The 22235-nt window shown below is 70.4% G+C and carries 18 protein-coding genes; 8 read left to right on the forward strand and 10 right to left on the reverse strand.

Annotated features, from left to right (window positions below; all coding sequences use genetic code 11):
* Positions 1 to 24: 24 nt before the first annotated feature.
* The gene (locus CW359_RS08660; RefSeq protein ID WP_105969183.1) at positions 25 to 1671 is read right to left on the reverse strand and encodes a glycoside hydrolase family 13 protein; all 1647 of its coding nucleotides are present in this window, start codon (positions 1669 to 1671) and stop codon (positions 25 to 27) included.
* Between the two features lie 53 nt (positions 1672 to 1724).
* A complete protein-coding gene (locus CW359_RS08665; protein WP_105969184.1) occupies positions 1725 to 4058 on the reverse strand; it encodes a hypothetical protein in 2334 nt (777 codons plus the stop codon).
* A 169-nt stretch (positions 4059 to 4227) separates the two neighbouring features.
* On the opposite strand from CW359_RS08665, the gene CW359_RS08670 reads away from it, so the two are divergent.
* The 5 genes from CW359_RS08670 (at position 4228) to CW359_RS08690 (ending at position 9975) form a co-directional block, all read left to right on the forward strand.
* On the forward strand, positions 4228 to 5277 hold the full coding sequence (locus tag CW359_RS08670) for a LacI family DNA-binding transcriptional regulator (protein ID WP_105969185.1): 1050 nt from the start codon (positions 4228 to 4230) through the stop codon (positions 5275 to 5277).
* The gene (locus tag CW359_RS08675) at positions 5274 to 6869 is read left to right on the forward strand and encodes an FAD-dependent oxidoreductase (protein WP_105969186.1); all 1596 of its coding nucleotides are present in this window, start codon (positions 5274 to 5276) and stop codon (positions 6867 to 6869) included. The genes CW359_RS08670 and CW359_RS08675 overlap by 4 nt, the downstream gene beginning before the upstream one ends.
* 97 nt (positions 6870 to 6966) lie before the next feature.
* Entirely contained in the window at positions 6967 to 8235 is a 1269-nt protein-coding gene (locus CW359_RS08680) for an ABC transporter substrate-binding protein (protein ID WP_105969187.1), read from the forward strand.
* Positions 8232 to 9152 carry a carbohydrate ABC transporter permease gene (locus CW359_RS08685; RefSeq protein ID WP_105969188.1) on the forward strand — a complete coding sequence of 307 codons (921 nt, stop codon included), beginning with the start codon at positions 8232 to 8234 and terminating at the stop codon, positions 9150 to 9152. Before CW359_RS08680 ends, CW359_RS08685 begins: the two co-directional genes overlap by 4 nt.
* Positions 9142 to 9975: a carbohydrate ABC transporter permease gene (locus CW359_RS08690; RefSeq protein ID WP_198655134.1), complete on the forward strand. Its 834-nt coding sequence runs from the start codon at positions 9142 to 9144 to the stop codon at positions 9973 to 9975. The genes CW359_RS08685 and CW359_RS08690 overlap by 11 nt, the downstream gene beginning before the upstream one ends.
* Before the next feature lie 173 nt (positions 9976 to 10148).
* Here CW359_RS08690 and CW359_RS08695 read toward each other — a convergent pair whose 3' ends face one another.
* A complete protein-coding gene (locus CW359_RS08695; protein WP_157968512.1) occupies positions 10149 to 10613 on the reverse strand; it encodes a hypothetical protein in 465 nt (154 codons plus the stop codon).
* A 202-nt stretch (positions 10614 to 10815) separates the two neighbouring features.
* On the reverse strand, positions 10816 to 11715 hold the full coding sequence (locus tag CW359_RS08700) for a PfkB family carbohydrate kinase (RefSeq protein ID WP_232838299.1): 900 nt from the start codon (positions 11713 to 11715) through the stop codon (positions 10816 to 10818).
* A gap of 350 nt (positions 11716 to 12065) precedes the next feature.
* Here CW359_RS08700 and CW359_RS08705 point away from each other — a divergent pair, with 350 nt between their 5' ends.
* Positions 12066 to 13550: a ricin-type beta-trefoil lectin domain protein gene (locus CW359_RS08705; protein WP_105969191.1), complete on the forward strand. Its 1485-nt coding sequence runs from the start codon at positions 12066 to 12068 to the stop codon at positions 13548 to 13550.
* A gap of 50 nt (positions 13551 to 13600) precedes the next feature.
* Here the strand turns inward: CW359_RS08705 and CW359_RS08710 are convergent, their stop codons facing one another.
* The 6 genes from CW359_RS08710 to CW359_RS46340 form a co-directional block, all read right to left on the reverse strand.
* Complete coding sequence (locus CW359_RS08710; RefSeq protein ID WP_105969192.1) at positions 13601 to 14641, reverse strand: LacI family DNA-binding transcriptional regulator; 1041 nt, start codon at positions 14639 to 14641, stop codon at positions 13601 to 13603.
* Positions 14642 to 14702: 61 nt separating this feature from the next.
* Complete coding sequence (denD, locus tag CW359_RS08715) at positions 14703 to 15695, reverse strand: D-erythronate dehydrogenase (RefSeq protein ID WP_105969193.1); 993 nt, start codon at positions 15693 to 15695, stop codon at positions 14703 to 14705.
* A 127-nt stretch (positions 15696 to 15822) separates the two neighbouring features.
* The gene (locus CW359_RS08720; RefSeq protein ID WP_105969194.1) at positions 15823 to 16908 is read right to left on the reverse strand and encodes a tartrate dehydrogenase; all 1086 of its coding nucleotides are present in this window, start codon (positions 16906 to 16908) and stop codon (positions 15823 to 15825) included.
* Positions 16909 to 17035: 127 nt separating this feature from the next.
* Positions 17036 to 17935 carry a LysR family transcriptional regulator gene (locus CW359_RS08725; protein WP_105969195.1) on the reverse strand — a complete coding sequence of 300 codons (900 nt, stop codon included), beginning with the start codon at positions 17933 to 17935 and terminating at the stop codon, positions 17036 to 17038.
* A 107-nt stretch (positions 17936 to 18042) separates the two neighbouring features.
* A complete protein-coding gene (gene dctA, locus CW359_RS08730; protein ID WP_232838300.1) occupies positions 18043 to 19440 on the reverse strand; it encodes a C4-dicarboxylate transporter DctA in 1398 nt (465 codons plus the stop codon).
* Between the two features lie 197 nt (positions 19441 to 19637).
* Positions 19638 to 19952: a hypothetical protein gene (locus CW359_RS46340; protein WP_232838301.1), complete on the reverse strand. Its 315-nt coding sequence runs from the start codon at positions 19950 to 19952 to the stop codon at positions 19638 to 19640.
* Here CW359_RS46340 and CW359_RS46345 point away from each other — a divergent pair.
* Together CW359_RS46345 and CW359_RS08740 are read left to right on the forward strand one after the other, a co-directional pair.
* Positions 19926 to 20153, forward strand: coding sequence for a response regulator transcription factor (locus CW359_RS46345; protein WP_269805583.1), 228 nt, complete (start codon positions 19926 to 19928; stop codon positions 20151 to 20153). The genes CW359_RS46340 and CW359_RS46345 overlap by 27 nt on opposite strands.
* Before the next feature lie 464 nt (positions 20154 to 20617).
* On the forward strand, positions 20618 to 22018 hold the full coding sequence (locus CW359_RS08740) for an SMI1/KNR4 family protein (RefSeq protein ID WP_105969197.1): 1401 nt from the start codon (positions 20618 to 20620) through the stop codon (positions 22016 to 22018).
* Positions 22019 to 22235: the final 217 nt, after the last annotated feature.

Consider the following 22235-nt stretch of genomic DNA (forward strand, 5'->3'; position numbering starts at 1 on the left):
AGAAGCAGCCCGTGCCGCCGCCCGCTAGACGTCGAGCCAGACCGCCGCGTCCGTCGCCAGCACACCACCCTCGACGGAGGCACTGGCGAGGAGCACGGAGGCGTGCTCGGGGAGCGCGTACGGGGTCGCGGACAGGTTGACCACGCAGACGAAGCCCGGCTCGCGGCGGAAGGCCAGCACGCCGGGCGGCGCGTCCAGCCAGGTCAACGTGCCGTCGCCGAGGGCGGGATGGGCGCGACGCAGCCGAAGGGCGTCGCGGTACAGCTCCAGCATGGAGCCCGGTTCACCGGTCTGCGCCTCGACCGTGAACCCGCTCCAGTCGGCGGGCTGGGGCAGCCAGGGCGAGCCGGTGGCATCGTCGGGACTGAAGCCGTACGGCGGCTGCCGCCCGGACCACGGGATCGGCACCCGGCAGCCGTCCCGCCCGGCGTCGGTGTGTCCGGAACGCTCCCAGATGGGGTCCTGGAGGACGTCCTCGGGCAGATCCTCGACCTCGGGGAGACCGAGTTCCTCGCCCTGATAGATGTAGGCGCCGCCGGGGAGGGCGAGGGTGAGAAGGGCGGCGGCGCGGGCGCGGCGCGTGCCCAGGGCCAGGTCGAGGGGGCCGCAGGGGGTGTAGCGCGCGCCGCCGGACCAGCCTTCGGCGCTGCTGCGACCGTAGCGGCTGGGGTGGCGCGTGACGTCGTGGTTGGAGAGCACCCAGGTGGCGGGTGCCCCGACGGCGCCGAGCATGGCGAGGGAAGCGTCGATGACCCCGCGCAGGTCATCCGGGTCCCAACTCGCCTTGAGATAGTCGAAGTTGAACGCGGTGTGCAGGGCGTCCGCGCGGACGTAGGCGGCCAGGCGCTCCGGAGTGTCCGCCCACGCCTCGGCGACGAAGCACCGGTCGCCCTCGAACTCGTCGGCGACCTTGCGCCAGGCGCGGTAGATGTCGTGCACCTCGTCACGGTCCCAGTGCGGATGGTCGACGTGCCGGTGCGGCTCCCCGTCCACCGGGTCCAACCGGGCGGGCGCGTCGGGGAGTTCGGGGTGCTTGACGAGTCCGTGGGCGACATCGATACGGAAGCCGTCCACGCCCCGCGCGAACCAGAACCGCAGGATGTCCTTGAACTCGGCGTGGACATCCGGGTGTTGCCAGTTGAGGTCGGGCTGTTCGGGGGCGAACAGATGGAGATACCAGTCGCCGTCGGGCAGCCGGGTCCACGCCGGGCCGCCGAACTCGGAGACCCAGTTGTTCGGCGGCAGCGAACCGCCGGGACCCCGGCCGGCCCGGAAGACGTACCGCTCCCGCTCCGGACTGCCGGGACCGGCGGCCAACGCCTGCTGGAACCAGATGTGTTGATCGGAGGTGTGGTTCGGCACGAGATCGGGGACGACCCGGATCCCGTGCCGATGCGCCTCCGCGATCAGCTCCTCGGCCTCCGCCACCGTGCCGAACAGCCCGTCGATCGCACGGAAGTCGGCCACGTCGTAACCGTGGTCGGCCATCGGCGACTTGTACCAGGGGTTGATCCAAATGGCGTCCACCCCGAGCGACTTGAGATACGGAAGCCGGGAGCGGATACCGGCGATGTCACCGACGCCGTCGCCGTCACCGTCGGCGAAACTGCGGATGTAGACCTGGTAGATGACGGCGCTGCGCCACCACGGCGAGGTGTCGGGAAGGGACATACGGCTGATCGCTCCTTGGAGGCGGGGGAGTGGGGCGGTCCGGCGAGCTGCCGTCAGCAGCAGCCCGCCAGGGTGTTGGCACTGGGCCCGGCCACCGGCGTCAGCCCGTAGTAGACCCGCGGAGCACCGTCGAGCGTAAGGGTCACCTTGCCCTGGGCGGGCGCCAGTTGGCGGCTGCGGCCGATGGCGTCCACCTCACGCACGGCACTTCCCGCAGTGGCTTTGAGGACGGTCTTGGTCGGCCAGGGGTCGGCCCAGACCTCCGGGGCGGGGAAGTGCCAGTCGGTGCGGGTGCCGGAGGTGTTCAGCAGATAGCCGTCGGCCCGGTTCCACAGGACGACCGCCGGACCGTCGGGCGTGTCGAACCACAGGCCGAAGGTCTGCGGGTCGGGGAAGCTCAAGTGCCCCTGGAACGTGGCCTGGTCGAGCGCTCGGGCCGCCGTCGCGTACGCCAGGAGCGACGGCTTCGGGCTCAGGTCACGGTTCATCAGCCCGTAGTGGTACTCGACGTTGTCCGGATCGGCGATCTGCGGCATGCCCAGCACACTGTCGTGGAACTGGTACCAGCACACACAGGTGACCCCCTCGGCCTTCGCCAGCGCCAGCGTGAGCAGGACGTTCTCGGCGGCGTGCCGGTAGGTGTCGTGCCACCAACTGTTCGGCTTGGTCGGCGCGTACGCCTCCGTCAGCCAGATCTCCTTCTCGCCGTGCTGCGCCATCAGCGCCTTGAGCTGCTTCAGCCCACCGTAGAAGTTCCAGTACGTGCCCGACGAACCGGTGCTCCAGTCGGTGCCCGACGGAATGTAGTCGGGGGTGAAGTTGCCGCGCCCGGGGTGGTAGGCGAACGCGTCGATCAGGTCCCAGCCGCCGGCCGCGATGAAGTTCTCCACCCAGGGCTTGTCCATCCCGGCGAGACCGTTGTTCATCAGCTTGACGGTATCGCCGGTCACGGCCCGTCGGTCGAAGACCGGGCGCAGCGCCTTGTCCAGGTAGGCCTGGGCGGCCGTTCCGGTGTTGAACGGCCGGTTCAGCTCGTTGCCGACCTCGAAGTACCCGGCCCCTGCTCCCTGCGCCACGGCCAGCTTGTCGGCCGCCCAGGCCGCCGCGACCGTGTCGGTCGCGTCGAGGGACGGCTGCAGCTCGATGTTGTGGCGCATACCCCGCGCGTCGAACGCCGAGGGCGGCAGACCCGGGCCGCCGTCGTAGGCGATCCGGACCAGCGAGATACCGGCCCGCTGCCAGAGGTCGAGCAGGGCGTCGGCGCTCGGCCGTTGCAGCCAGGGGTAGTTGGCGATCCCGAACATGCTGTCCGCGCCCGCCTGGTAGGTGAACGGCTCCAGGGTCGCGAGGTTGGTCCGGGCGAACGCCTCGTCGTCCCCCGACCGTACGACGACCTCGGCGAACGCGATCCCGGCGGTCGGCGCGGCCACGGTGAAGGTGTGCTGCCAGGTGCCCGCCGCGTCGATGCTGCCGGACACGGTGGTCGCGGCCAGCTGCGTGCCGTCGAAGTCCCTTACGGACAGCTCCAGTTCGGCCGTACGAGCCGCGCCGCCATTCGCGACCAGGGCGGTCAGCTGCATGGGCTCACCCGGGCTGTCGTACAGGTTGAAGTCGCTGTCGGTGGTCAGCTCCAGGCCGAGTTCGACGCCCCGGCCGATGGTGGCCGTCGCCGACGGTCTGGTCGCGGAGAAGAAGAAGTCGGCCCGGCTGGTCCAGCCGCCCGCCGGGTCGGCTGTACCCGGGGCGTGGATCCAGGTCGAGTTCGTCCAGGCCTGGCGCGAGCGGTCCAGCAGGAACAGACCGTGCAGGCTGCCCCAGGTCGAGGTGTGGGCGACACCGGCGGGCTCCTCGTACGGGATGCCGCCGCCGGAGTCCCGTACCCACTCGGTGATCGCGATGTAGTCGTCGGCCTCGGTCGGCGCCTGGATCGCCCGGCTGAACAGGAAGCCGTCCGGCAGTAGGGTGTCCGCGCCGGTGATCCGCCACTCCAGTCGGGCGTGCCCGGTGGAGACGCTGAACCAGCCGGTGACGGTGGCCGTCCCGGCGGCTGCATCGAAGGTGTAGTCCATCCGGATCGCCGGTGTCCCGTCCGCCAGGGCGGACAGCACGGGCGTGCCGCCGGTCGACAGCTGGATGCCGGTGAGCTGGTCCTTGATCTGGAACTTCGACCCGGCGCTACGGGTCACACCGGCCGCATCGCGGATCGCGAGCCGTCCGCCGACGCTCGCCAGCAGGCTGATCCCGCCCGCGGTGAGGGTGACGTCGCCGGCCGCCGCATGGGCGGTCACGGCGGTGGGGTCGGCGATCAGCACGACGCCGGCCGCGAGCGCCGCGCCGAGAAGACCGCGACGGCTGAGGTGGGCGCCCTCGGCATGTGAGGTTGTCATCGTCTGCTCCTGTCTGGCCACACACCGTTCTGATAATGCCTATCTTCAACGGCGTGACACGGACGTTCTCAACGACACAGGCCGTTGGTCAAGGGGTATTGCGCTTTTGTTTCGGGCGGTTTAACGTCACCGACGTCCGCTGAAGTTACGCATTATCAACGGAGGATCGATGCCAACGAAGCCGCGCCGGGTCACCCAGCGCGAGATCGCCGAGATCGCGGGGGTCAGTCAGACCACCGTCTCGCTGGTGCTGAACGACCGCGACGGCACGAACGTGCGCATCCCGGAGGAGACCCGGGCGCGGGTCAAGCGGGCACTTGAGGAGGCGACCTACGTCGCCGATCCGGCGGCCCGCCGACTGGCCGGTCTGGACAACCAGATCATCGGCGTCTTCACCTACGAGGCGGCCCTCTCCCCTGAGAGCCTCGACTTCTACGGCCCGCTGCTGAACGGCATCGAACGCGCGGCCGAGGAGATCGGCTGGGACCTGCTGCTCTTCACGTCCTCGCCGGTCGAGAACGGCACCCGCAGCCTGTTCCACCGCAAGACCCGGCTCCGGCTCACCGACGGCTGTGTCCTGCTCGGCCAGCAGATGGTCGGCTCCGAGCTGGAACGCCTGGTCGCCGAGCAGTTCCCGTTCGTCGCGGTCGGCCGCCGGGACGAGACGGCCGCGCCCGTGCCGTACGTCGGCGTCGACTACGTCACCCCGGCGAACGCCCTGATCGACCTGGGTGCGGACAGCGGACACAGTCAGGCCCTGTACGTGCACCGGGGCCGGGACACCGCCACCGCGCGGGACCGGCGCGGCGCGGTCGAGGCGGCCTCGGCGGCGGGCCGGATGTCGTTCATGCTGGTGGGGGAGGAGCGCGTCGCCGACCTGCCCCGGCTGGCCCGGGCCACGGAGGCCACGCTGATCATCGCCGAGGACGCCTTCCTCACCGAGGACGTCATCCTCGCGCTCGTCGAAGCCGGGGTGGACGTGCCCGGCGAGATCTCGGTCGCCGCCTTCGGCGAGGTACGCGGTCATCGCAACGACGGCCGGGCACTGACGGGCTTCCGCGTGCCCCGCAAACAGGTCGCCGCCGAAGCACTCGAACTGCTCCAGCAGCTCATCACCACCGACCCGGCGGAGTGGGCCGGGCTCGACACCCAGCGGCTGCTGGTCGCCGAGGTCGAAACGGGCGACACCATCGCCGTCCGATCGGCGGGCCGGTCATGAACAGGGTCACCACAGAGGTGGCGGTCATCGGCGGCGGACTCGGCTCGGTGGCAGCCGCTCTCGCCCTGCTCCAGCGCGGACACCGGGTCGTGCTGACCGAGGAACACCTCTGGCTGGGCGGCCAGTTGACGTCCCAGGCGGTGCCCCCGGACGAGCACATCTGGGTCGAGCAGTTCGGCGTGACCGCCCGCTACCGCACCCTGCGCGACAACATCCGGCGCTACTACCGCGACCACTACCCGCTCTCGGACGCTGCCCGCGCGGACCGCGAACTCAACCCGGGACGCGGCCGGGTGAGCCGACTGTGCCACGAGCCACGAGTGGCGCTCGCGGTGATCGAGGCCCTGCTCGCGCCCTACCGGTCGAGCGGCCGGCTGACCGTCCTGCAACCGGCGGTCCCGGTCGCCGCCGACGCTGTGGACGGCGTGGTCCGCACGGTCACGGTCGAGAATCCACGCACCGGCGCGCAGACCGTCATCAACGCGGAGTACGTCCTGGACGGCACCGAGACCGGCGACCTGCTGCCGCTGACCGGCACCGAGTACGTCGTCGGCGCCGAGGCCCGCTCCGACACCGGCGAGCCCAGCGCCCCCGAGACCGCCGACCCGGCCAACGTCCAGTCGATCGCCTGGTGCTTCGTCTTCGACCACGCCCCCGGCGACCACACGATCCCCCGCCCCGACGACTACGACGACTGGCGCTCCTTCGAACTGCCCTACTGGGGCGCCCCGATGCTGTCGTTCACCGCGCCCAACCCGCGCACCCTGGCGCCCGAGCAGCGCACCATGATCGTGAACCCGGGCCAGGACGTCTCCGGCGACCCCCGCTTCGACGCCGGTGACCAGGACCTGTGGCAGTTCCGCCGGATCGCCGCCCGGCAGACCTTCGCCGACGGCCTGTACGACAGTGACATCGTGCTCGCCAACTGGCCGCAGCTGGACTACGTGGGCGGCTCGATCATCGACACCGACGAGCGGGACCTGCATCTGGCGGCGGCGAAGGCGCAGTCACGGGCCTACGTCCACTGGCTGCAGACCGAGGCTCCGCGCCCCGACGGCGGCCGAGGCTGGCCGGGGCTGCGGCTGCGCGGCGACCTGGTCGGCACCGACGACGGGTTCGCGCAGGCGCCGTACATCCGGGAGTCCCGCCGGATCAAGGCGCTGACGACAGTCCGGGAGCAGGACATCTCGGTGAAGGCCAGGGGGTTCGACGGGCCCGCCCGCTTCGACGATTCGGTCGGGGTCGGGATGTACCGCATCGACCTGCACCCCTCCACCGGCGGCGACAACTACATCGACGTCGAGTCGGCGCCGTTCGAGATCCCGCTGGGCGCGCTGGTCCCGGTCCAGACGCAGAACCTGATACCCGCCGCCAAGAACATCGGCACCACCCACATCACCAACGGTGCCTACCGGCTCCACCCCGTCGAGTGGAACATCGGCGAGTCGGCGGGCGAACTCGCCGCGTTCTGCCTCGACCGCGCACTGAGCCCGCAGCAGGTCGCCGCCGAACCCGCACTCGTCGAGCAGCTCCAGCGCCGCCTGACCGAGGCCGGCGTCGAACTCCACTGGCCCGAGGTCGTCGGCTACTGAGCCGGACCGGCACGCGGACATGACCAGACCGGCACCCGCACACGACCGGACCGGCACTCCCGTACAGAGCAACCACCCTTGAAAGGTAGGACCACCCATGACCAGAACCGGAAGCAGAAAGGTGCTGAGCGCTGTCGCCCTGACGACGGTCCTCGCACTGAGCGCGGCCTGCGGCGGGTCGGCGGCCGAGACCTCGGACAAGCCGGCGGCGCTGCGGATGACGGTCTGGACCTCGGACAAGGACCAGCTGAAGCTGTTCGACAGCATTGCTGCCGCCTACCGGGCCGACCACCCCGACGTCTCGAAGATCACCTTCGAGAGCCTCCCGTTCGCCGACTACAACACGACGCTCACCACCCAGATCGCCGGCGGCAACGCCCCGGACCTCGCCTGGATGGGCGACCTGTCCCGGGACCTCATCGCCTCCGACGCGCTCCTCGGGCTGACCGACAGGTTCAAGGCCACCCCGGGCTGGAAGTACGACGACCTGCTCGGCAGTGTGACCTCCGAGTTCAGCCACGACGGCACGCTGTACGCCTACCCGTTCTCCAACTCGCCGTTCGCCCTGTACGTGAACACCGATCTGCTGGCCAAGGCGGGACAGAAGATCGATCCCGCGAATCTGACCTGGGACCAGGTCGCGGCGGCCGGAGCGGCCGTCCACGCCAAGACGGGCAAGGCCGGTTTCGTCGTCCGCGACTTCGACTACAAGGCGTGGAACACACTGGCCACCGTGTGGACCGGCTGGGGTGCGTCGGCGTGGAGCGCGGACGGCAAGACGTGCACCTTCGACAGCCCGGAGATGCAGCAGGCGTTCACGTTCCTGCACGACGCGGCGTTCAAGACGCAGGCGATGCCGGGTCCTGGCACCACCGCCGACTTCTTCGCCGGTGACGCCGCCTTCACCGTCGCGCAGGTCTCCCGCGCCTCGCTGCTGACCGGCTCGTTCAAGTTCGGTCTGTACCCGCTGCCTTCGGGCCCCAAGGGCAAGTACTCGGTCCTCGGTCAGGCCGGGATGGGCGTACTGGCCTCCAGCAAGCACCCGAAGCAGGCGGCGGACTTCCTCGCCTACCTGACCAACCCGGAGAACGCCGCCAAGCTGGCCCAGTACTTCCCGCCGCCCCGCAAGTCCCTGCTGACCGGGGACAAGCTCGCCGCGAACAACAAGGTCCTGAACGCCGAGCAGTTGCAGGACGCGGTGGTCGACCAGCTCCCGGACGCGGTCACGCTGCCCAACCACACCAGCCCGGCGGAGATCGCCCAGAAGGGCAAGACGGCACTCGACGCGATGTGGCGTGCCGACGCCGACATCCCGGCCGTCCTGCGCTCGGTCTGCGCCGCGATCGATCCGATCCTGGCGAAGTGACCAGGACACGGGCCGCCGGACCGGCCGGGCCGGTCTTCTGGACGTCGCGCCGACGGGACGTACTGACCGGCTATCTGTTCATCCTTCCGCAGCTCGTCGGGGTCGCGGTGTTCGTCCTGCTGCCGGTCGGCATGGCGATCTGGTACAGCGTCAACGACTGGAACGTCTTCACCGGCAAGCAGACCTTCGTCGGCGGCGAGCACTACGCGGCCCTGGCCGACGACCCGCAACTGCCCAAGGTGCTCCTGGCGACACTGCTCTTCTCCGGCGGAGTCGTGATCGTCAACATCTCGCTCGGCCTGCTGATCGCCGTCCTCCTCAACCGGAGGTTCCGCGGCGTCACGGTGTTCCGGACGCTGTTCTTCTCCCCGGTGGTCGTCTCGGTGGTCGCCTGGACCCTGGTCTGGGGCTTCCTCCTCCAGGACAACGGCGGCATCAACGGCCTGCTCGGCACCATCGGCATCGACGGACCGAACTGGCTCCAGAAGGGCGACACCGCGATGGTGTCGGTGATCCTCACCCAGGTCGTACGCAGCGTCGGCATCAACATGGTGCTGTTCCTGGCCGCCCTCCAGGGCGTACCGAGAGAGCTGTACGAGGCCGCACGCATCGACGGCGCCAACAGCCGGACGGTCTTCACCCGGATCACCCTGCCGATGATCTCCCCGACGGTGCTGCTGACGGCCATCGTGACGGTGGCCGGGGCACTGCAGTCCTTCGCCCAGATCGCCGTCCTGACGGGCGGCGGGCCGGGGCTGTCGACCACCGTCCTCGTCTACTACGTGTTCCAGCAGGCCTTCGAGTTCAACGACATCGGCTACGGCTCGACGCTGGCCCTGATGCTGCTGTCCTTCGTCATGCTGCTCACCTTGCTGCAATGGCAGCTGCGCCGTAAGTGGGTGTTCTATGAGGACTGACAGAGTCCGGTCGGTACTGCTGGTGATCGCGCTGAGCGTGCTGGCGATCCCCTTCGTCGTACCGACGGTCTGGATGGTCGCCGCGTCGGTCAAACCCCTGGCGGAGATCTTCCAGGCGCCGCCGTCCCTGTGGACCGACTCACCGACCCTGGCCGCCTACCGCGAGGCGTTCACCTTCCAGCCCTTCGCCCGCCAGTACTTCAACAGCGTCTACATCGCGGTCCTGGTCACCCTGATCACCCTGCTGGTGTCCAGCCTGGCCGGATACGCCTTCGCCCGGATCCGCTTCCCCGGCGCGAACGCCCTGTTCCTGGTGGTGCTGACCGGGATGCTGGTACCGAGCGAGGTGACCATCGTGCCCCTGTTCCAGCTGTTCAAGTCGGCCGGAATGATCAACACGCACTGGCCGCTGATCCTGGTGACCGCACTGGCCGGGCCGTGCGTCCTTGCGACGTTCATCATGCGGCAGTTCTTCATCGCCCTCCCCGTCGAACTGGAGGAGGCCGCCCGCCTCGACGGCCTCGGCCGCCCCGCGATCTGGTGGCGGATCTGCCTGCCGCTGGCCCGGCCGGCCCTGTCGGCGGTGGCGATTCTGACGTTCCTGGCCTCCTGGAACCTCTACCTGGAACCGACGGTGTACCTCACCTCACCGGACCTGTTCACCCTGCCCCAGGCGCTGACCCGCTTCGCCGACTCCTACGGCGGCCCGATGTGGAACACCCAGCTCGCCGCCGCCACCCTGACGGTCCTGCCGATGCTGCTCGTCTTCGTCCTGGCCCAGCGCCACTTCATCGAGGGGCTGTCCCACTCGGGCCTCAAATGAACACCCCCTACGCCCTGCGACCGGCGGACCCGCTGCCCGTGCGTACGCGGCGGATCCGCCGGCGGTGCCACGAGTCGGTGCCGAGGGCGGGGACGGGATCACCACCCGGATGTGATTACCACCAGTTACCGATCACACCGGGACCGTCCGCGCTCCTGACCACCGACGGTGGTTCAGTGGTTCGTTCCCGAGGCCCAGACGGCCTGGCTGCCGTCGTACACGACAACGTTGCCGTCGTCCTGGACGACCAGGCGCGAGCCCGGATGACCGGCCGTGTTGGAGGCCCACACCGCCGTCAGGGACGCCGTGTAGACGACGAAGTTGCCGTCGCCCTGAAGGGTCGCCGACCAGCCCCGGCCCACGGTGTTCGAGGCCCACCGGGCCCGGTTGAACTCGTCGTAGATGACGAGGTTGCCGTCGGTCTGCATGACCAGCCGTGCCGTGTTCGAGCTGAGCGACTGGCCACGGCTCAGGGTGAACGGCGCGTACCGTGTCTGGTTTGCCTGTATGACCTGCACCGACTTCTTGCCGGTGCCAGTCGCTGGAGCGTCGTTCGAGGGTGCCGCGCTTGCCTGGCTGCCGAGCGTCAGGGTGGCGATGACGGCGGTGGCGAGGAGTGTGACGACTCTCTTTCTCACGAGCGAACTCCTTGAGTCAGATAGTTCATCCAGCGGTGCCCGATCCGGGTACCGCCCACGAACTCTGACACCACGGCCGCGCGGAATGGGCCGCTCCGCACAGCCATGACGAGTTTGTATCCCCGCTTTGACCTGAAAGCCGGGGCACCGGCCGACCTGCCGCACGCCACTCCTGCGCGGAGCCGTCCCGTCGTCGAATCCGTCACTCCCCGTTCATCCACGCCCGCGTCCCGAACGACGCGCACGCCCGGGAGGCCACCACCGCCGCACCGCGCAGGGCATCGGCGAAGTCCCTTGAGTCCAGGGGGTCTTGGCGAAGAGCGAGGTGATGGGTGAGTGCTCCGTGCAGGACGTCGCCCGCGCCCAGGGTGTCCGCCACCGGGACGGCGGGCACCTCCACCGAGCCCTCGCTGTCGGGACCCGCCCACCTGATGGGCCGCGCCCCCTGACTGACCGCCGCCCACCGCACCCCGTGCTCCCGCAGGAACCGCAGGGCGTCCGCCGGCGTGCGGGTGCCGGGCGGGCGGAAGTCGCCCGAGCAGACGGCCACGTCGATCAACGGCAGCAGATTCTCGGTGCCGGGCTTCCAGCTGCCCGCGTCCAGCACGGTCCAGCGCCCGGCGGCACGTGCGAAGTGCGCGGCGGCCAGGGCCAGTTCCCCGTGGTGCCCGTCGAACTCGACGATGTCGCAGGCCGCCACCAAGGCGTCGAGACCGGCGGGCGGGACGAGCCGGTGGCCCGTCGCGTTGGTCGAGACGACGGCACGGTCCCCGCTGGACGCGGTCACGAGGACGGAGGACACGGCAGGCGGCTCGACGGACCCGGCCGCGAGATCCGACACGCCCACACCCAGCCGGTCGAGATCCGCCGCGACGGCGAGCCCCAGCGGATGGGAACCGATCGCGGTGAGCAGCCTCGCCGTACCACCCAGGTGAGCGAAGGCCACGGCCGCGTTCGCCGCCGGGCCGCCCGCCGCCACCGTCTGCTGACGCGCCGTCAACTTCTGGTTGGCGCCGGGCACATGGTCCACGAGCTGGACGACATCAAGAGTGCACAGCCCGACGAACAGCCCTCCAGGACGTCCCTGCTCTGCCGACTTCACCCACCAGCACCTCCTCATGCCCGGTCAGGCGGTCAGTGTACGAACGGCCCGGGCGGAAGCGTCCGGAGAGTCACCGGTCGGGGCGGCTTCCGGGCAAGGTGATGTGCCCCGACCGGGGGCGACCTCGCTCTCCACCGGCGCACCAGGCAGCCGCCGCGACGCATTCCGGAACCGCCACAGGTCTTGTCAACAGGGCCGACGACGTGCGAGTGTCCGGCCATGGTTACGTAACCATGGCCGGTTTGTATGGGTCCGGGAGCCGTCAGTATCCGGATCCAGGTTCGTCGGTGCCTCGGCTCGGCCGGTGAACCCGCACTCCGTCCGCAGCGATATCCGTCACTGGAGACGACATGACCAAGACCCGGACGAGGTCTAGAAGACTGGCCAGCGTGATCATGGCCGGTTTTGGCGCCACACTCATGTTCCTGACCGCCCCGGCTCCCGCCCTCGCCCAGTCGGCCCCTGAGGCGAAGACCGCCTCGCACGCGCCGGGCAAGCCCGCGGCGAAGGGCGGCACCAGTGACTTCCGCGGAGTGAACTGGGCCGACCCGCGCGACAACTACGCCGCCGACGCCGTGGTGCCGAGCGGGCTGTCGCTGACCGACAACTACCGCACCGTGTACCGCACCACGGACCGCATGGTGCGCGGCTTCAAGAAGAACCTGGGCGCCAACACCCTGCGGCTGCCGATCAACCCGTCGTCCGTGGGCACCACTTGGTGGAAGTCGTACCGGGCGACGATCGACGCGGCCACGGCCTACGGCGACAAGGTCATCGTCAGCTACTGGGAGGCCAACACCAGCAAGGACGGGCTGGTCGACGACACGGCCGCCTGGAAGAAGATGTGGAACACGGTTGTGCGGGAGTACAAGCACAACCCGCGCGTCTACTTCGAGCCGATGAACGAGCCGCACGGCTACACCCTGGACCAGTGGGTGTCCGTCACCAGCGGCTGGCTCGCCCAGCACAAGGACGTCCCGCGCGGCCGGGTCGTGATCAGCGGCACCGGCTACAACGACAACGTCACCGGCGTCGGCGCCGCCCGCGAACTGAAGGGCACGCTGCTCTCACTGCACTTCTACGGCTACTGGGCCAGCCACACCACGCAGGCCGACTGGACCGCCGACCTCGAAGCCCGCATCGGCAAGTACGCGAGCCGGACCGTCATCGACGAGGCCGGCTCCCCGATGACCATCGGCCTCAACTACGGTGCCTGGAACGGCAACATCTACACCTCGTACCTCGCTGCCGTGACCAACACCGCCCGCAGCAAGGGCATGGGGCTCGTCTACTGGCCGGGGCTCAGGTTCAACGACGCCTACTCCATCGAGTCGCTGGACGCCAAGGGCAACCTCGTCGACAACAGCGCCACCGGGGTCGCCCTGCTGCGCTGGGGCTACGGCTTCGGCAAGACCCCGCCCGTCAACGACCTGCCGCCCGCGCCCCCCGGCGAGGTCCTGCGCGGAGTGGGCTCCGGCCGCTGCGTCGACGTACCCGGCTTCAGCACGACCAACGGCACCCAGCTCGACCTGTGGGACTGCAACTCCGGCGGCAACCAGATCTGGAACTGGAACGCGGACAAACAACTCACCGTCTACGGCAACAAGTGCATGACGGTGGGCGGCACCGGCGCGACGGCGGGCGACCCCGTGGTCATCAACGACTGCGCCGGTACGACGGCCCAGCAGTGGAACGTGAACGCGGACCTCTCCGTGACCAGCGTCGCCAACCCGGCGCTCTGCCTGGACGCGGCCGGAGGAGGCACCGGCAACGGCACCTCGGTCGACGTCTGGTACTGCAACGGCAGCAGCAACCAGCAGTGGAACAGGAGCTGACACCGGCACCGCATCCCGCCGACAGCCGACCGGCGCCGCCGCGCTTCGCCTCAGGGCGAGGCCGGCGGCGCCGCCGTGCTCGCCCGGACCACCAGCCGGGTCGGCACCAGCGTCTTGTCGACCACATCGGGCCCCGTACGGCCGATCTTGCCCAGCAGCTTCCGCAGACTGAGCCGCCCGACGGCCGCGAAGTCCTGTCGTACGGTGGTCAGTGGCGGCCAGAAGGCGTGCGCCTCCTCCATGTCGTCGAACCCCACCACGCTGACGTCCTCGGGAATCCGCCGGCCCAGCTCGTGCAGGGCGCGCATGACACCGAGCGCCATGTGGTCGTTCGCCGCGAAGATCGCCGTGACCTCCGGCCGCCGCCCCAGCTCCAGCCCGTGCCGGTACCCGGACCTGGTGGTCCAGTCCCCGTACAGCACCGGGGGCGGTACGACTCCGGCGTCCTGGAGGGTGCGCCGCCAGGACTCGACCCGGTGGGCCGCGGAGAACGAGGTGGGGGGCCCGGCGATGTGCCACACCTGCCGATGCCCCAGCTCCAGCAGATGCTCGGTGGCCTGCCGGGCGCCGAGCGCCTGATCGGTGTCCACGACGGTGTAACCGGGACCGGTGTCGGAGTCGACGACGACCATCGGGACCCCGGGCGGAAGACTGAACTCGGAGTCGTCCAGCAGATGCGCCTCGAAGATGAGGATGACCCCGTCGACGGCGGCCTCGCTGAGCCGGTCGTACGCACCGGAGACCCTGCCCATGGTCGGGTCCGCGACGGGGATGAGGGTGACGGCGTACTTGGCGCGGGCGGCCTCCTCGGCGATGGCGTCGAGGGTGCGCGTGTTGCCGAACGTCCTGAGCGTGAAGGTGATGACACCGATCGTGTTGAACCGCCCGCTCTTGAGCGCACGCGCGGCCCCGTTCGGCCGGTACCCCAGCGCCTCCATCGACGCCACGACCCGCTGCCGGGTCGTCGGGTCGACATTGGTGTGACCGTTGGACACCCGAGAGACGGTCTGCGGCGCGACGCCGGCGTGCCGCGCGACATCCGCCATCGACGGCCGGGGCCGTCCGGACATGGGCTCGCCCCCAATCGCCATGATCCCTTTTTCCCTGTCTCCAGGACCCTGACACCAGCCTAGTACTCCGGGTCGGTGACTCTCAGTGCGGGACCGTGACGGCGTCGGGGTGATCCCTGACGTACGCCCGTACGACCGACTCGAAGCTCTCGTCCGGCCGCAGGCCGAGCGCGAGGGCACGGGTGCTGTCGAAGACGGCCGGCCAGGAGCCCACGATGGCCTCGACGGCGGGATCGGGCGCGACCGTCACCAGGTCGGCGACGGCGTCACCGGCCACCCGGCGCAGCGTGGCCAGCATGTCGGCGACCGTGACCGTGAGCGCGGGCAGGTTGACCGGCAGCCCGCCGTCGAGGGTGGCTTCGGTGATACGGAGGATGCCCTCGACGGTGCGACGCGGCGAGGCGAGGGCGACGCGCAGCTCGGGGCCGACCGGGCAGACGGCGGGCAGCCCGGCGAGCGGCTCGCGGACGATGCCGGACAGAAAGCCGGAGGCGGCGGCGTTGGGCTTGCCCGCCCGCACCGAGACGGTCATCAGCCGCGCCACCCGCCCGTCGACGAAGCCCCGCCGGGTGTACTCGGCGATCAGCTGCTCGCAGACGCGCTTCTGCGCCCCGTAACTGGACTGCGGCGTGGGCAGCGTCGACTCGCTGACCACGGGCGGCAGGGGCAGTGCGGGATCGGAACCGTAGACCGCGATGCTGCTGGAGAACATCAGGCGCGGCACCGGGCCGCCCGCCGCCGACTGCGCGCGGGCGGTGTCGAGCAGCGCGCGGGTGGTGTCGAGATTGGCGCTCATACCGAGGTCGAAGTCGGCCTCGCACTCGGCGGAGACCGCCGAGGCCAGGTGGATGACGACGTCGACCGGCTGTACGAAGATCTCCTCCAAGTGCTGGTGCAGGTCGCCGTGCACGACGTCCACCAGCGAGTCGGTGACCAGCGCCGACTCGGCCGGGACGACCCGGTCGGCGAGCACGAGGCGCTCGATGGGAGCACCGCACAGGGTCCGCCGCTTGAGCAGCGCGCCGGCCACCCGCTGTCCCAGGAAGCCGAACCCGCCGGTGAGAAGGACCCTCATGCGCACGCTCCTCGATACTCCGTTGCCCGCTCCGGCCCGGCGGCGCACCGGTACCGAGGACAGCAGAAGTCTTCCGCACCCACCAGCCCCCGACACCGGCACCGACGCCGGAACCGGCGGCGGGCGGTCAGGAGGCGAGGGCGTCGATGAGTGCCTTGGTGACCTCCGCGGTCGTGGCCGTGCCGCCCACGTCGCGGGTGAGGATGCCCGCCGCCGTGGTCGCCTCGATCGCCCTGTTGAGGCGGGCGGCCTGGTCGGGCAGGCCGAAGTGGTCCAGCATCAGGGCGGCGCTGCCGACCGCGCCGATCGGGTTGGCCAGGCCCTGGCCCGCGATGTCGGGCGCGGAGCCGTGGACGGGCTCGAACATGCTGGGGAAGCGCCGCTCGGGGTTGAGGTTGGCGCTGGCGGCCAGACCCAGGCTGCCCGCGAGGGCGCTGCCGAGGTCCGAGAGGATGTCGGCGTTGAGGTTGGAGGCGACGACGACGGAGAGGTCCTCCGGCCGCAGCACGAACTTCGCGGACATCGCGTCCACGAGGACGCTCTCGGTCTCGACGTCCGGGTAGTCGGCGGCCACCCGCTTGAACACGTCGTCCCACAGGACCATGCCGTACTGCTGCGCGTTGCTCTTGGTGACGGAGGAGACCTTCCTGACCGTCCGGGTACGCGCCAGGTCGAAGGCGAACCGCATGATCCGCTCGCAGCCGACCTCGGTGAACAGGGCCGACTGGACGGCGACTTCGCCGCCGTGGCCACGGGCGGACAGGTTGCGCCCGCCGAGGCCGGCGTACTCGCCCTCGCTGTTCTCACGGACGACGACCCAGTCCAGTTCGGTGTCGTCGGCCTTGCGCAGCGGGCTGGTGATGCCGGGCAGGAAGTGCACGGGGCGGATGTTGGCCCACTGGTCGAAGCTCTGGCAGATCTTCAGACGCAGGCCCCACAGGCTGATGTGGTCGGGGACGTTCGGCCAGCCGACGGCACCGAAGTAGATGGCGTCGAACGGCCTGAGCCGCTCCAGCCCGTCCTCGTCCATCATCCTTCCGGTGCGCTCGTAGTACTCGCAGCCCCAGGGGAACTCCTCCCAGTCGAAGGCGAACGCCCCCCGGGAGTCCGCGGCCAGCGCGTCCAGTACGGCGCGGCCCGCGGCCACGACCTCGGCGCCGACACCGTCGGCGGGAATGGCGGCGATACGGAACGTGCGGGATGCGGTGGTCATGGCTGCCTCCGGCTGACTGTGGTGGGGTCGCTCCCGAGTCAACACAGGGCGGTCGTACGGCGTCCAAGACCAGGTTTCGATGCGACGTATAGGCGCTGCCGATCGGTTCGGCGTCAGGCCCCGGACATCAGGCGCCCGCGGCGCGGCGGCGGGCCAGCGAGCCGGTCAGCTGGAGGAAGGCGCGGGCGGCCGGGGTGAGGTGCGCGGGCAGGCTGACCATCGCCACGTGCAGGTGCGCGGTCGGCTCGATGGGGGCGACCACGGCCCCGCACCGGCGGGCCAGCCGGGTCCAGGACGAGGGCAGGACGGCGACGCCCACGCCGGTCAGGACCAGCGGCAGGATGGACGTGCGGTGGTCGACGACCGTCACGATCTGGGCGCCGGTGCCGCCCGCGGTGACGTCGTCGACGATGCTGCGCATCAGACTGCCGGGGCGCGAGGCGATCAGCTTCTGCCCGGCGAGGTCCTCGGGTCGGACGGTCACCTCGTCCTCGATCGTCCCGCCGGGAGCGGCGACGACCACGAACGGCTGGTCCTCGACATGCAGGATGTCCAGTCCGGTCGGAGCGACCGGGGCGGCGCTGCCCAGCAGGCCCAGCTCGCAGGCGCCGCTGCGGACCAGGGAGATCACCTCGTCGGGGGTGAAGGCGGCCTGGGTGCTCACCGTGACGGACGGATGCAGCTCCGCGAACCGCTGGACGAGAGTGGTGAGGGGTTCGATGCCGGGCGAGGGCATCGTGGCGACCTCGACGGTGCCGCCGTGCAGCCCGGCGAGCGCGGCGGCCGTGTCCCGTACGGCTGTCATGTCCCGCAGGACGCGCCGGCTCGGTTCCAGCAGCTCCCGGCCGGCCTCGCTCAGTACGACGCCCCGGCCCACCCGGTGGAAGAGGGCCACCCCGAGGTCGGCCTCCAGGTTCGCCATCGCCTGGGACAGTGACGGCTGGGCCACGTGGAGCGCGGCGGCGGCCCTGCTGAAGCCGCCGTGCTCCACGATCGCGAGGAAGTACTCCAACTGCCGGGCGTCCACGATGCCTCTCGGAGCGTTCGGGGCTGCTGCCGGGGCTGTCTGCTCGTCCCCGTCGCGGACCGACGGCCGGCCGCGTCACCTGCCGTCTTCCACCCTGTCACACGTGTTCACACATGATCCAGCGCCCGGCGGGAGTCCTCCCCTCCGTCCGGCAGGGCATCGTCCGGCTCCGCTGCGGCGGACGTCGGCGGTTCGCCCGCCCTGCCCGCCAGCACCGCCCGCGCGCGTTCGAGGTCCAGGCCGTTCTCCCACTTCGCGACGAAGAGGGTGGCGACGGCGTTGCCGAAGAAGTTCACCAGGGCCCGGCACTCCGACATGAACTTGTCGATGCCGAAGATCAGCATGATGCCCGCCGCCGGCACGGAACCGACCGTCGACAGCGTCGCCGTGAGCGCGATGAAGCCACCGCCCGCGACGCCCGCCGCGCCCTTGGACGTCAGCAACATGACGGCCAGCAGCCCGAGTTGCTGACCGGGGGAGAGGGACGTGTCCGTGGCCTGGGCGATGTAGAGCGTGGCGAGCGACAGATAGATCGCGGCGCCGTCCAGGTTGAAGCTGTAGCCGGTCGGCACCACCAGACCGACCGTGGACCGCTCCGCGCCCATGAACTGCAGCTTGCGCATCAGCCCCGGCAGCGCGGGCTCGGCGGTCGAGGTGCCGAGGATCAGCCAGAACTCCTCCTTGAAGTAGCGGAAGAGCTGGAAGATGTTCAGCCGTACGTAGAGGGCGAGCACCCCGCCGAGCACCACCACGACGAACAGGGCGGAGGTGACGTAGAAGAGGATGATCAGCGAGCCCAGGCTGGTGAGCGTGGACAGGCCGAACTTGCCGATGGCGTACGACATCGCGCCGAAGGCGCCCAGCGGTGCGGCCTTCATCACGAAGGACAGGACCTTGAAGACGACCTCGGTCAGCCGGCCCACGCTCGCGATGATCGGCTCGCCCGCCGTGCCCACCAGCTTCAGCGCGATGCCGAAGACCACGGCCAGGAAGATCACCTGGAGGATGTTCCCCTCGACGAACGGGCCGAAGAAACTGTTCGGCACGATGTTGGTGAGGAACTCCCACCAGTGCTGGTGCTCACCCGTCTTGACGTACTCGCTCGCGTCGCCGGACGTCTGGAGCGTCGACGGATCGGCGTGCACGCCGTCGCCGAGCCGGAAGAGGTTGATCGCGACGAGCCCGGTGAGCAGGGCGACGATCGTGCCGATCTGGAAGTAGGCCAGCGCCTTGACGCCGGTGCGCCCGACCTTCTTCAGATCCGCGACGCCAGCTATGCCGCCGATGATGGTCAGGAACACGATCGGCCCGATGAGCATCTTCATCGCGGTGATGAACGTCGTGCCGATCGGCTCCATGTCGGTGGCCAGGTCCGGCCACTTCCACCCCAGTACGATGCCGATCACGATCGCCACCAGCACCTGGACGTACAACTGCCGGTACCACGGCTTCGCCGCGATCCGCGCGGCCTGCACGGCTCGTTCGTTGCCCGGGGTATGCGTCATTGCAACCTCCCTGATCGCGCGACACCGAGCCCGATCGGCACGCGCCGGCTTGGGCCACAGTGAACCGGGCCCTCGCGGCAGGGGTCCACGACCAAAAATCGATGTCCCGTATAGGCGGGCCCTATGAGTCCCCGCTCCGGGAGCGCGTCCCCTGGAACGAGCCGCGCGCGGTCGGCCGTGGCACCGCGCCGCGCCGCTCAGCTGACCACGATCGCGGTCCTCCCGTTCCCGCCGGACTCCGTCGCCAGGCAGTGCCCACGGCTCGCACAGGACACGTTGAAGAGGTCCATGTTGTCGCCCGCGGGGAAGCCGGAGACCGTGGTGCGGGACCAGTGGGCGCCGCCGTCGCGGGTCGCGGTGACGGCCTGGGTGTCGCCGCCCAGGACGCAGTACGTGGTCGAGGACACGCAACTCGCGTCCCAGGCGATCCGGGTGAGCCCGCCGCCGTCGACGGTCCGCCAGGTCCTCCCGAAGTCCGTGCCGAACTGTCGGCGGACAGCCGCAGCACCCACCCCCTCGGCACACTCAGCGACCGCGAACGGCAGATCGCCGAACTGGCCGTGGCGGGACTGCGCACCCGCGAGATCGCGGAGCGGCTCTTCCTCAGCCCCCGCACGGCGGAGACCCACCTGTCCCGCGTGTACCGCAAACTCGGCGTCTCCTCCCGGCTGGCCCTGTCCGACCTCCTGCGTCAGGCGGGCTGGGCGGGCTAGTCGGGCCAGGTGGGCCGGGCGGTTCGGCGAGGCGCGACCTCACCCCGGCGGGACCGCCGGCTACGCGGACCTGGCCGGCCGCCGGACCGCCGAACCGGCACGGTGCGGACCACACCTGGGATGCGCTAAACTGGATCTTGAGCCGATCGGCCCAACTCGGGCCGCCTGGCAGTGCGTTGGTCGTCCAAGGAAAGACGCCCCGCTTCCTGCGGGGAAATGCAGGTGCAAGGCCTGCCCAGCGCTCGACACACAGGGCCCGTCCGTACACCGGACGGGCCCTGTTCGTTGCCCGGCCCCCGCCGGAACCCGCTCGGCAGCGAAGTTCACCGTTCCGGCGTGCGCCGCACCCGAGGGTGTGGCACCGTGAGGGGCAGTTCGGCCCGCCGCTCTCCCCCGAAGCGGCGGGCCGTTCATGTTCAGCGGGCTCGTCCAGTCGCCGCGGTGCCGCCGAGTACGGTCTGCGCATGGTTGATCAACAGAACCCCGCTCCCTCAGCTCACGACTTCGCCACCTGGGCGCCCCTGCTACGGCTGCTGCGGGCGGCCCATGCGGAGCGGCTGGCCGTCCCTGGCGCTCGCGTGGTGGGCAGTATCGGACAGGGCGGCTGGAGCGTGCCGCTGAAGCGGCGGTCGCCGCCGCCCGGCCGGGCCGCCCAGATAGAGGACATGCAGGAGGAGTACGACGCGGTGGAGCGGGTGCGCGACGCTCTGGCGACGGACGGTGTCGACGGCGTCTCGTTCGCGGTGGAGGTCGAGCCCACGGGCAGGACTCTGCTGCACCTGCTCGGGCCCAACGCGGCAGTGGGGCCCGGCAGTGGCGTGCATCCGGGGGCGCTCCTCCTGGTCGAGGGCGCGCTCCCCGAGCCCTGGCGCCGCCTGCCGGACCCGGCTCCCGGGGCCGTGACGGCGGCGTCGGCGGACCCGGTGCTGCTGGAGCGGACACTGCGCGAACGGCTGCCCGGAGCCGTCGGTGCCACGGAAGCCGAGATCGCCGCCGCGGAGGCCCGTCTCGGCATCCCCCTGCCCGACGAACTGGCAGCGCTCTACCGGGTGACACGGGCCGACTGGAAGGACTGGGAGAACGACGAGGAGGCGGACCGCCGCCACTGCGAGGCGGCCCGGTGCGAGCTCTTCGGGCTGGCGGACCTGTACGTCGCCGAAGCGACGGACCGCTACTGCGTCTGGCAGTTCGCGGCGATGGAAGCGATCGACAACCGGCCCGACGCCGCTGTGCAGGGGCTGGTCGGCTCGCCCGGCTGGATCGTCTTCGGGCACAACGGCGGCGGCGACCTGCTGGCCGTCGATCTGACACCCGGCCCGGGCGGACACACCGGACAGGTCATCTTCCTCTCCCATGAGGAGAACATCGGCGCCACCCTCGTCGCCGACTCCCTGACCGACCTGATACTGGACCGGCGCAGCGCGCAGGCCACTACTGGGGAGGCAGGGAAGCCGCCGGCCGTTGCCTGGGTCAACGCATCGAGCCTGCGAAGCGTCGAGGCCGCCGCGCACCCCGGCCTGGAAGCCGTGTCCATCGGCGTGTGGGACGGTCCGCCGTTCAGCCTCGCGCCCCTGAGGGGACTGCCCAGGCTGCGGACCCTCACCGCCTACCCGGACACACTCGCCGATGTCCTGGAGATCGCCGAGCTGAACGGGCTGGAGTTCCTGCAGCTCGCGCCGCAGGACTGGCGCACCCTCCTCGATGCCCGAGCAGTCCCGCCCGGCCTGCTGGCCGCCCATATCGAGGCACACCACGACGCTGACCCCCTGGCCGTCGCGGACCTCGCCGACGAACTCCTCGCCCTCTGGAACCGACCCCTGATCACCCGGACCGTCGTCGAGGGCGACCTCGGCCCCGTGAGGTAGCCGGCGGAGCCGTACCACCCTCCCGGTTGATCCCCCTGCTGATCCCCCCGGTTGACCCGCGGAGCCATTCGTACGTGCTTTAAGCGACGCTGCACAAGCCGCGTGAAGGGCGCCCGAGGACCGGACGGATGGGTAATCGGACGGCTGCGATTGCGGAACGGACGGCGGACGCGGCGCCGCGCTCCCGGGGTGGCGTACCTCGGCCCCGCACGGGTGC

Origin of the sequence: Streptomyces geranii (assembly GCF_002954775.1) — a bacterium.
Taxonomy (GTDB): Bacteria; Actinomycetota; Actinomycetes; order Streptomycetales; family Streptomycetaceae; genus Streptomyces; species Streptomyces geranii.